Source organism: Ureibacillus thermosphaericus (genome assembly GCF_012396605.1).
GTDB classification, from domain to species: Bacteria; Bacillota; Bacilli; order Bacillales_A; family Planococcaceae; genus Ureibacillus; species Ureibacillus thermosphaericus.
The window spans coordinates 17,237-27,582 of record NZ_JAAXPW010000037.1 but is presented as its reverse complement, the minus strand read 5'-3'; the positions used below and the strand labels follow the sequence as shown (position 1 = coordinate 27,582).

General features: G+C 38.5%; 15 protein-coding genes. All 15 read right to left on the bottom strand.

Features of this window, described 5'->3' with window-relative positions; genetic code table 11:
• Positions 1-179: 179 nt before the first annotated feature.
• Entirely contained in the window at positions 180-572 is a 393-nt protein-coding gene (gene rpsI, locus HF990_RS12720) for a 30S ribosomal protein S9 (RefSeq protein ID WP_016839401.1), read from the bottom strand.
• A gap of 22 nt (positions 573-594) precedes the next feature.
• Positions 595-1,032 carry a 50S ribosomal protein L13 gene (gene rplM / locus HF990_RS12715; RefSeq protein WP_168412726.1) on the bottom strand — a complete coding sequence of 146 codons (438 nt, stop codon included), beginning with the start codon at positions 1,030-1,032 and terminating at the stop codon, positions 595-597.
• Between the two features lie 163 nt (positions 1,033-1,195).
• Positions 1,196-1,936: a tRNA pseudouridine(38-40) synthase TruA gene (gene truA, locus HF990_RS12710; RefSeq protein WP_168412725.1), complete on the bottom strand. Its 741-nt coding sequence runs from the start codon at positions 1,934-1,936 to the stop codon at positions 1,196-1,198.
• 15 nt (positions 1,937-1,951) lie between these two features.
• Complete coding sequence (locus HF990_RS12705) at positions 1,952-2,749, bottom strand: energy-coupling factor transporter transmembrane component T family protein (RefSeq protein WP_168412724.1); 798 nt, start codon at positions 2,747-2,749, stop codon at positions 1,952-1,954.
• Positions 2,746-3,615 carry an energy-coupling factor ABC transporter ATP-binding protein gene (locus tag HF990_RS12700; protein WP_168412723.1) on the bottom strand — a complete coding sequence of 290 codons (870 nt, stop codon included), beginning with the start codon at positions 3,613-3,615 and terminating at the stop codon, positions 2,746-2,748. Before HF990_RS12700 ends, HF990_RS12705 begins: the two co-directional genes overlap by 4 nt.
• Positions 3,591-4,436 (bottom strand): energy-coupling factor ABC transporter ATP-binding protein, encoded by an 846-nt coding sequence (locus HF990_RS12695; protein ID WP_168412722.1) that lies wholly within the window; start codon positions 4,434-4,436, stop codon positions 3,591-3,593. The genes HF990_RS12700 and HF990_RS12695 overlap by 25 nt, the downstream gene beginning before the upstream one ends.
• Before the next feature lie 369 nt (positions 4,437-4,805).
• Positions 4,806-5,186 (bottom strand): 50S ribosomal protein L17, encoded by a 381-nt coding sequence (gene rplQ / locus HF990_RS12690; RefSeq protein WP_016839395.1) that lies wholly within the window; start codon positions 5,184-5,186, stop codon positions 4,806-4,808.
• Between the two features lie 42 nt (positions 5,187-5,228).
• Positions 5,229-6,173, bottom strand: a complete 945-nt coding sequence (locus HF990_RS12685) for a DNA-directed RNA polymerase subunit alpha (protein WP_096550075.1) — start codon at positions 6,171-6,173, stop codon at positions 5,229-5,231.
• A gap of 128 nt (positions 6,174-6,301) precedes the next feature.
• Positions 6,302-6,691: a 30S ribosomal protein S11 gene (rpsK, locus tag HF990_RS12680; protein ID WP_016839392.1), complete on the bottom strand. Its 390-nt coding sequence runs from the start codon at positions 6,689-6,691 to the stop codon at positions 6,302-6,304.
• A gap of 24 nt (positions 6,692-6,715) precedes the next feature.
• On the bottom strand, positions 6,716-7,081 hold the full coding sequence (gene rpsM, locus HF990_RS12675) for a 30S ribosomal protein S13 (RefSeq protein WP_016839391.1): 366 nt from the start codon (positions 7,079-7,081) through the stop codon (positions 6,716-6,718).
• Positions 7,082-7,102: 21 nt separating this feature from the next.
• Positions 7,103-7,216, bottom strand: coding sequence for a 50S ribosomal protein L36 (gene rpmJ / locus HF990_RS12670; RefSeq protein WP_000868344.1), 114 nt, complete (start codon positions 7,214-7,216; stop codon positions 7,103-7,105).
• A 36-nt stretch (positions 7,217-7,252) separates the two neighbouring features.
• A complete protein-coding gene (gene infA / locus HF990_RS12665; protein WP_016839390.1) occupies positions 7,253-7,471 on the bottom strand; it encodes a translation initiation factor IF-1 in 219 nt (72 codons plus the stop codon).
• Between the two features lie 409 nt (positions 7,472-7,880).
• A complete protein-coding gene (locus HF990_RS12660; protein WP_016839389.1) occupies positions 7,881-8,537 on the bottom strand; it encodes an adenylate kinase in 657 nt (218 codons plus the stop codon).
• Positions 8,538-8,595: 58 nt separating this feature from the next.
• On the bottom strand, positions 8,596-9,891 hold the full coding sequence (secY, locus tag HF990_RS12655) for a preprotein translocase subunit SecY (protein WP_016839388.1): 1,296 nt from the start codon (positions 9,889-9,891) through the stop codon (positions 8,596-8,598).
• Positions 9,891-10,331, bottom strand: a complete 441-nt coding sequence (gene rplO / locus HF990_RS12650; RefSeq protein ID WP_016839387.1) for a 50S ribosomal protein L15 — start codon at positions 10,329-10,331, stop codon at positions 9,891-9,893. The genes secY and rplO overlap by 1 nt, the downstream gene beginning before the upstream one ends.
• Positions 10,332-10,346: the final 15 nt, after the last annotated feature.

Sequence of the window (10,346 nt, the reverse complement as noted above, 5' to 3'; positions counted from 1 at the left end):
TACCCAAAACTTAGCGAAAATAAAAACAGCTTAGGGGAACCTCGAATTTCCCCTAAGCCATCCCATTACATATTACCAAATAATGTCACTAAAATTTATTCACCAACACCATTTGACAAAGAACCTATAAAAACAGCCTTCTTCTCTTGTCCGAGAAGAAGGCTGTAAACGTTGATAAATTAACGTTTTGAGAATTGTGGTGCGCGACGAGCGCCTTTAAGACCATATTTTTTACGTTCTTTCATGCGTGGGTCACGAGTTAGTAAACCAGCTTGTTTTAAAGCTGGACGGAAATCTGGATCAACTTGAAGTAACGCACGAGCGATACCGTGACGGATAGCGCCAGCTTGTCCAGTATAACCTCCACCTTTAACGTTTACTAATACATCGTAACTACCTAAAGTTTGAGTTAATTTTAATGGTTGTTTAATCACTTCACGTAATGTTTCGAATGGAATGTACTCTTCTACATCACGTTTATTAATAATGATTTTGCCTTCGCCAGGTACTAAACGTACACGAGCTACTGAGCTTTTACGACGACCTGTGCCAGTATATTGAACTTGTGCCAAGTGAATATCCTCCTCTAATTAATTATCCGCGAAGCTCGAAGCTTTCTGGTTTTTGTGCAGCATGTGGATGATTTGGACCAGCATAAACATAAAGTTTTTTGAACATTTTGCGTCCTAAAGAGTTTTTAGGAAGCATTCCTTTTACTGCTAATTCGATCATTCTTTCTGGATTTCTTTCAAGCATTTCGCCTGCTGTACGTTTCTTTAAACCGCCAGCGAATTGAGAGTGACGGTAGTAAATTTTATCTTCTAATTTGTTACCAGTTAAATGAATTTTTTCAGCGTTAATTACGATTACATAGTCACCAGTGTCAACGTGTGGTGTATAAATTGGTTTATGTTTACCGCGTAAAATAGCAGCGACTTCTGAAGCTAAACGACCAAGCGTTTTACCTTCTGCGTCAACTACTAACCATTTACGCTCTACTTCATGACCTTTCGCCATAAATGTTGTACGCATGTATATATCCTCCTAATCGATTTCATGAACCGTTAATTTTCCATTTTTCTCACTAATAAGTTTCGGGGCTTATAAGTGGAATGAAAATACCATATGTTATAATATTATAATTCAAAACATAAGTCAAGAAAAATGTTGAACACAAGGAAAAGTTGTTATCGCATTAATAGTATACTTTTTCTAAATATAGCCCGTGGGGAGGAGCCGTTGTTCCTGCCATTTCGCGATTTTTCGCTTCAATAATGTCCTTAATAGATTTTGCCTCTCTTTTTCCAATCCCAACTTCCCATAAAGTACCAGCAATAATCCGAACCATATTATATAAAAAGCCACTACCCTCAATGACCATATGAAGTTCCTGATCGTGCCACTCAAAATCGATGGAATAAATCGTGCGAACTTTGTCATCAACAGGTGTACTCGCTGCACAAAAACTAGTAAAGTCATGAGTACCAACTAAATAAGCTGCGCCGTTTTCCATTTTACTTACGTCCGGCTTTCTTCCTCTCGTTTCAACAGTATAGTTTCTCTTGAAAGGACTTTGGACTTCATCACAATTCCATTTATACCGGTATCGTTTTCCTTTCGCATCAAATCGAGCATGAAAATCAGGGGAAACTTCTTCCATATCAAGTATTCGAATATCAGCTGGCAATTGTGCATTTAATGCCACTTTATAGTTTTCTGCTGGAATCGAAAGAGTCGTATCAAAATGAATGACTTGTCCAGTGGCATGAACACGTGCATCTGTACGTCCGCTAGCAAAAATGCGTATGTGTTCGCCCTTATGCATTACTGTTAATACCTTTTCAATTTCAGATTGCACCGTTCTTTTTCCCGGCTGCGCTTGGTAGCCAGAAAAGTGCGTTCCATCATAAGAAATAATTGCTTTTAAGCGTCGCAAGTCTCTCACCTTTTTCTAACTGCGGAAGAACACTAAAAGAGCAGTCATCAATACTAATGCAAAAATACAGGTTGTATCTTTCGCATCCCATTTTAACTGGCGATATCGAGTGCGTCCTTCTCCTCCTCGATATCCCCGCACTTCCATTGCTGTTGCTAAATCTTCTGCCCGTTTAAAGGCGCTTACAAATAAAGGCACCAGAAGGGGAACAACCGCTTTAATCCGATCTTTTATTGGTCCTGCTCCTAAATCGGACCCTCTCGCCATTTGTGCTTTCATGATTTTATCCGTTTCATCCATTAGTGTTGGGATAAAGCGTAACGCAATGGACATCATTAATGCTAATTCATGAATCGGCAATTTAAATTTCTTCAAAGGATTTAATAGTACTTCAAGTCCGTCTGTTATTGAAATAGGGGAAGTTGTTAATGTTAAGATCGTTGTAACAAATACAAGTACAACAAAACGGATTGATATGAAAATTCCTTGTCTTAAACCGCCTTCATAAACCTCAAGAAAACCAAGGTTCAGTAGTACATCTCCTTCTCTAGTAAAGAGAATGTGAATGAGAAACGTGAAAATTACTAAAATGATAACCGGTTTTAATCCATTTATTAAAAAATATAATCGAATTCTTGAAATTAAAATGACAAACAATGTAAAAATTAACAATAGGCCATATGTAGCCACATTGTTCGCTAAAAATACAATAACTACAAAAATAAACGTAAATATGAGTTTGGAACGTGGATCTAACTGATGTACAAAGGAATCTCCTGGGATAAATCGTCCGAAAATCATTTTCTCCATCATGAATGATCACGCTCCTTTAACGCCCGAGCAATCTCATCCGCTAGCTCTTCCTCAGTTAAACAAATTTTTGAAAGTGGCTTTCCTATTAACTTTTCTATCTTTTGTTGAAATTTCACGATACGAGGAATTTCTAATCGATATTTTTTTAGCGTTTCACTATCTGAAAATATTTCCCGTGGAGCACCGGTTAACACACAGCGTCCTTCATGCATAATCGAAATTTGATCTGCGTATTTCGCCGCATCTTCCATGCTATGGGTGACTAGAATGGTTGTTAATTCTCTCTCTTTATGCAGACGATAAAACAAATCCATAATTTCTTTCTGTCCTCTAGGGTCGAGCCCAGCAGTAGGTTCATCTAATACAATCACATCTGGATTCATTGCAAGTACTCCAGCTATTGCAACCCGTCTCATTTGTCCGCCTGATAAATCAAAAGGCGACTTGTCCAACACTTCTTCAGGCAATCCAACTTGTTTGATGCCTTCGCGAGCCCTCTTCTCCGCTTCTTCTTCAGAAACACCAAAATTCATCGGACCAAACATAATGTCTTTTAATACTGTTTCTTCAAATAGTTGGTGCTCTGGGAATTGGAATACAATACCTACCTTTTGACGAATTGGTTTTAATTCTTTTGCCTTTTTTCCCGCTTCGATTTTTCGTTCTCCAATATGTACGATTCCTTTTGTTGGTTTTAATAATCCATTGAAATGTTGGAGAATTGTTGATTTACCAGAACCTGTATGTCCAATGATTGCATGATAGGTTTTAGATGGAATTTCCATCTCCACATCAAATAAAGCATACTTCTCAAAAGGTGTACCTGCTGAATATGCATAGCTTACTTGCTGAAGTTTGATGTCCATAGATCATTCACCAACTCTTCTTCTGTTAAATTATTGCCTGATAAATGTACACCTTTTGCTTGGAGCAGCTCTGTCATCCTCATTGCAAAAGGCAATTCTAAACCAAATTCAGTCAATTTATCCCCTAATGCAAAAATTTCTTCTGGTGAACCTTCTGCATATTTCTTGCCCTGGTTCATAAAAATAACTCGGTCTGCGAGAAGTGCTTCTTCAACATCGTGCGTAATCGATAAAACTGTTAAGCCAATTTCTTTTCTTAATTCTAGAACTGTTTGTAATACTTCTTCTCGACCTTGTGGATCAAGCATGGAAGTTGCTTCGTCTAAAATTAATAATTTCGGATGCATTGCAAGTGCTCCGGCAATGGCAACACGTTGCTTTTGACCACCTGATAAATGATGGGGTTCATGGTTTAAAAACTCATACATTTTGACTTTCTTTAAAGACGAAGAAACCCGTTCAACCATTTCTTCAAAAGGCACTCCGTTGTTTTCTAATGCAAAGGCAACATCGTCTTGCACTGTCGCTCCAACAAATTGGTTATCAGGATTTTGAAAAACCATTCCAATTTTTGAGCGAATATCCCAAAGAGTCTCTTCATTTAATATGATTTGCATGACGCGAATTTCCCCCTCTTGCGGGAAGAGGAGACCACAAACCATTTTCACCATTGTAGATTTGCCTGAACCATTATGACCGACAATGGCAATCCACTCGCCCTCATTAATTGAAAACGAAACATTTTGAACAGCTTTACGGGCATCGGGTTTGTCAGGTGTGTATGAAAAAGATACATTATGAAATGATAGAATTTCGGTCACATCTATGCTCCTCTCTCCAGGGCTCTACATTTCTAGTTCTAAATGAATCTCCTATATATAAAAATAAAACACGTTTAAAAATTTTGAAAATTACATGAAGAAACGTATTTTATTTTTACATACTCTTTAATAGATTTGGGTTTGAATAAAAAAGCGCGCACCTCATTCAGGAGAAATGCGCTAATAACATTTATAGAAGTACGGTTTATTAACGTTCCGTAATCTGATGAATGAGGTGCGGAGAGCTAGACGATACGAATTTTTCATTCGATCATCATAACGCTCATGTGCCATTTTATTGTCGTATAAATCACACATTTGTAAAAAAGGGGGCGAGTTCAACCGGAAACCCGGACACCCCCTAAAAAATTAAACTAACTCGATAATTACTACAGGCGCTCCGTCACCACGACGAGGACCTACTTTTAAGATACGTGTATAACCACCTTGGCGATCAGCGTAACGTGGCGCAACATCATCAAATAATTTTTGAAGAGCAAATTTCGTTTTTTCGTTTCCTTCTTCATCAGTAGTTGTCACTACTTCACGACGGATGAATGCTGCAGCTTGACGGCGAGCATGTAAATCTCCGCGTTTACCTAAAGTAATCATTTTCTCAACAACTGAACGTAATTCTTTTGCACGAGCTTCAGTTGTTTCAATGCGTTCATTAATAATTAAATCAGTTGCTAAATCACGTAATAACGCTTTACGTTGAGAACTTGTACGGCCTAGTTTTCTGTAACCCATGAATGTTCCCTCCTTTATTCGAACATAATAAATAACGATTGCTTAGTCTTCTTTACGTAAAGATAAGCCAAGCTCCGCAAGTTTTGCTTTTACTTCTTCTAATGACTTACGTCCAAGATTACGAACTTTCATCATATCGTCTTCAGACTTATTCGTAAGTTCTAATACTGTATTAATACCTGCACGTTTTAAACAGTTATAGGAACGAACAGAAAGATCTAATTCTTCGATCGTCATCTCTAATACTTTTTCTTTTTGGTCCTCTTCTTTTTCTACCATGATTTCCGCTGCTTGTGCTTCATCTGTTAGACCAACAAAAATATTTAGATGCTCTGTTAATATTTTCGCTCCGAGTGAAATCGCTTCTTTCGGACCGATGCTACCATCAGTCCACACATCAAGGGACAATTTATCGTAATCGGAATTTTGTCCTACACGAGTATTTTCCACTTGATAATTAACGCGTGAAACTGGAGTGTAAATAGAGTCGATCGGGATCACGCCGATAGGAAGATCCTCACGTTTGTTTTGATCAGCAGGAGTGTAACCACGGCCTCTCTTAGCATACATACGTATACGCAAATGACCGTTGCTTGCGATTGTTGCTATATACAAATCTGGATTTAAAATTTCAACATCACTATCATGTGTGATATCACTTGCTGTAACTGTTGCTTCACCTTTCACATCAATCTCAAGAATTTTTTCCTCATCGGAGTAGATTTTCAGTGCAAGTTTTTTTAAGTTTAAAATGATTGAAGCAACATCCTCTACTACCCCTTCAATAGTTGAGAATTCATGTAATACCCCATCAATTTGTACAGATGTAATCGCTGCACCCGGTAATGAGGATAGAAGGATACGACGTAAAGAATTACCCAAAGTAGTACCATATCCACGTTCTAGTGGTTCTATAACAAACTTACCATATGTGGAATCTTCGCTGATCTCAACAGTTTCAATCTTTGGTTTTTCAATTTCGATCATTCAATTTACCCTCCTTCAAAACATCGACTGTATAGGTCATACCATCATAATAGTCAAAAAATCTTGACTTTATAAATTTGTACAATTCTTCTTGCACAAGAATGATGTACTCCAAAGAGTTGCACCCATTACACACGACGACGTTTTGGCGGACGGCAACCGTTATGTGGAACTGGTGTAACATCTTTAATTGCTGTTACTTCAAGTCCTGCAGCTTGAAGTGCACGGATAGCCGCTTCACGACCTGCACCTGGACCTTTAACAGTTACTTCTAACGTTTTTAAACCATGCTCAAGGGAAGCTTTAGCAGCGGCTTCAGCAGCCATTTGAGCAGCATATGGAGTAGATTTACGAGAACCTTTGAATCCAAGAGCACCTGCACTTGACCAAGAAACTGCATTCCCTTGCATATCAGTAATCGTTACGATTGTATTGTTAAATGTAGAACGAATGTGTGCAATACCTGATTCGATATTCTTTTTCACACGACGTTTACGTGATTGTTGTTTACGAGCCATTACGGAAGGAACCCCCTTTACTTATTATTTTTTCTTGTTCGCAACAGTTTTACGAGGACCTTTACGAGTACGTGCATTGTTTTTCGTATTTTGTCCACGAACAGGTAGACCACGACGGTGACGGATACCACGGTAGCAACCAATTTCCATTAAACGTTTAATGTTTAGTGATACTTCACGACGTAAGTCACCTTCAATTTTGTACTTATCTAATTCTGTACGGATTCTGTCTAATTCATCTTCAGTAAGATCACGTACACGAGTATCTTCAGATACACCAGCTGCAGCTAATACTTTTTGAGCAGTTGGTTTACCAACACCATAAATATAAGTTAATGAAATTACTACGCGTTTATCGCGAGGAATATCAACACCAGCAATACGTGCCATTTATTCGCACCTCCTTAAAAATTATCCTTGTTTTTGTTTGTGTTTTGGATTTTCACAGATTACCATTACTTTACCGCGTCGGCGAATAACTTTACATTTTTCGCAAATCGGTTTTACAGATGGTCTCACTTTCATTTAACTCAACCTCCTTAGTCTTCGGAGTGCAAAAGATTATTTAAAACGGTATGTGATACGACCGCGAGTTAAATCATAAGGAGATAACTCAATAGTAACCTTATCTCCAGGTAAAATTCGAATGAAATGCATACGAATCTTTCCGGAAACGTGTGCAAGCACCGTGTGCCCATTTTCTAATTCTACCTTAAACATCGCGTTTGGCAAAGTCTCAACAACTGTTCCTTCGACTTCAATTACATCGTCTTTCGCCATCAACCCTGTCTCCCTTCTATATGTGCTAAATCGTTCTCCCTAGAGAACACTCGCAACAGATTTTACAGGTTAGAAGCAACTCCATTAACAAACGTTGGATTGTATGAGAGATGTTCGAAAGACGCTCGTCTGGTTTCGCTTCACACAATCCAGGGAATGAACAGATCCGGTAAGGAAACTGTATTCCTTTGTTAAAATGTCCGGATATCATGGAAAATTCACACCCGTTCACTTGATGCTTCCACGAAACCCATAACACTCTTCACAAAAGAACTTTCTAAGTAAGTATAAGCACTTTCGCAAGTAGTGTATACCGGGCACTAATATGCTTTTGCAACTCTCAATATTTTATGTTGCCTCCGATTACCCCTCGCGAAAAGTATTATGACTTTCGAAAGAATGACGGGTATCAGCTGCGACTGCCCTGTAATAATAGAGCGTCAAGATCAGCAAACACTTTTTCAATCTCTTGCTGACCATTAATATTTGTTAATAAACCTTTAGATTCATAAAAATCAAGTAAAGGTTGTGCTTGTTTCATATTTACTTCCAGGCGATTAGCAACCGTCTCAGGATTGTCATCAGCTCGAGTGTATAATTCTCCGCCATCCTTATCACATTTTCCTTCCACTTTAGGAGGATTAAAAATAACGTGATAAGTAGCGCCGCAAGTTTTACAGATACGACGACCGCTTAAACGTGCAACTAGTTCATCTTTTTCAACTTGGATATTAATCACATGATCGATTTTTTTCCCAAGTTCTTCTAAGATGTTATCTAATGCTTCTGCTTGAGGAACCGTGCGTGGGAACCCATCAAGTAAGAATCCATTTTCACAGTCTTTTTGTGCAAGTCTTTCGCGCACGATGCCAATAGTAACCTCGTCTGGAACTAATGCACCTTGATCCATATAGGATTTCGCTTTAAGACCTAGTTCCGTACCTTGACTGATAGCAGCACGGAACATATCACCTGTAGAAATATGAGGGATTTCGTACTTATTCACGATTTTTTCTGCTTGCGTACCTTTACCAGCACCTGGCAAGCCCATTAAAACGATATTCATACGGTTATTTCCCTCCTAAGTGCTGGCTTAGGAAACAATAATGTTTCCTAACCAACATTTATTTCATAAAGCCTTTATAATGACGCTTAACTAGTTGGGCTTCTAATTGTTTCATTGTTTCTAATGCCACACCGACAACGATGATAACACTCGTTCCACCAATTTGAGCGGAAGCCGGTAAATTCATAAAATTAATGAATAAAATTGGCAAAATCGAAACAACAGTCAAAAACAGAGCACCAACAAATGTTAAACGATATAACACTTTTGTTAAGTAGTTTTGTGTATCATTCCCTGGACGAATTCCAGGAATATATGCACCTTGTTTTTTCAGGTTATCTGCAACGCGTTCGGGATTTACTTGAATAAATGCGTAGAAATAAGTAAACGCAATAATTAAAGCAATATAAATAATCATTCCAACAGGTTTAGTATAGTCAAACGTGTTGATAATGAACGTGGTGATTTTGTTCTCACCGAAGAACGCAGCTAAAGTCTGAGGTGTAATAATGAACGCTACTGCGAAGATTACTGGAATAACTCCTGCAGCGTTCACTTTTAAAGGTAAGTGCGTTTGTTGTGCACCAACATTCATTGCTCGACCGGAAACTCTTTTTGCATACTGAATTGGAATCTTACGTAACGCTTGTTGTACGTAAATTACTCCAACAATTATAGCCAACATTATTAATGCAAGAAGTACTAAAACGACAATGCGGATGAATAGTTGATCCCCTGCACCTTCAATTTGTTGAGCATAAATTTGGTTAACCGTTGTAGGTATTGCAGCGACAATACCAGCAAAGATAATGATTGAAATACCATTACCAACGCCGTGTGCGGTAATTTGCTCACCAAGCCATAACAAAAATGCTGTACCAGCCGTAAGCACAATTGCTATTGTCAAATAAGATAAAACACTAGTATCTGTAATTAATGTTCCACCATATAATTGGTTAAAACCGAATGACATAGCGAAGGCTTGGATGAAAGCTAACACTACAGTAAAGTAGCGGGTAAATTGGGCTAACTTCCGGCGACCTACTTCACCTTGACGTCCCCATTCTGCAAACTTAGGCACGACATCCATTTGTAACAATTGAACAATGATTGAGGCAGTGATATAAGGCATAATTCCCAATGCAAAGATTGAGAAGTTTGCTAATGCACCGCCACCAAACACGTTAAGAAAACCAACTAAGTTAAATTGATCCGTTACTTTTAATACATCTGCATCTACGTTAGGTACAGGGATGAATGTTCCTAAACGAAAGACGATAAGCATTAATAATGTGAAAAAGATTTTGTTTCGAATATCACGAACGCGCATAAAGTTTGCGAATGTTTGAAACATTAAATCACCTCAGCTGTTCCGCCGGCGTTCTCGATAGCTTCTTTCGCAGAAGCAGAGAACTTGTGAGCTTTCACGTTAAGCTTTTTATTAAGCGTTCCGTTACCAAGAACCTTAATACCAGCTTTTTCTTTGCTCACGATACCTGTTTCGATCAATAATGCAGGTGTAACTTCTGCACCATCTTCGAAACGATTTAATGCATCTAGGTTCACGATTGCATATTCTTTACGGTTCACATTTGTAAATCCACGTTTTGGTAAACGACGGAATAGTGGGTTTTGACCACCTTCAAATCCTGGACGTACACCGCCTCCAGAACGAGCGTTTTGACCTTTTTGACCGCGACCAGAAGTTTTACCGTTACCAGAACCGATACCACGACCAACACGGTTACGTTTTTTACGTGAACCTTCTGCTGGTTTAAGTTCATGAAGTTTCATTATAGGTGGCACCTC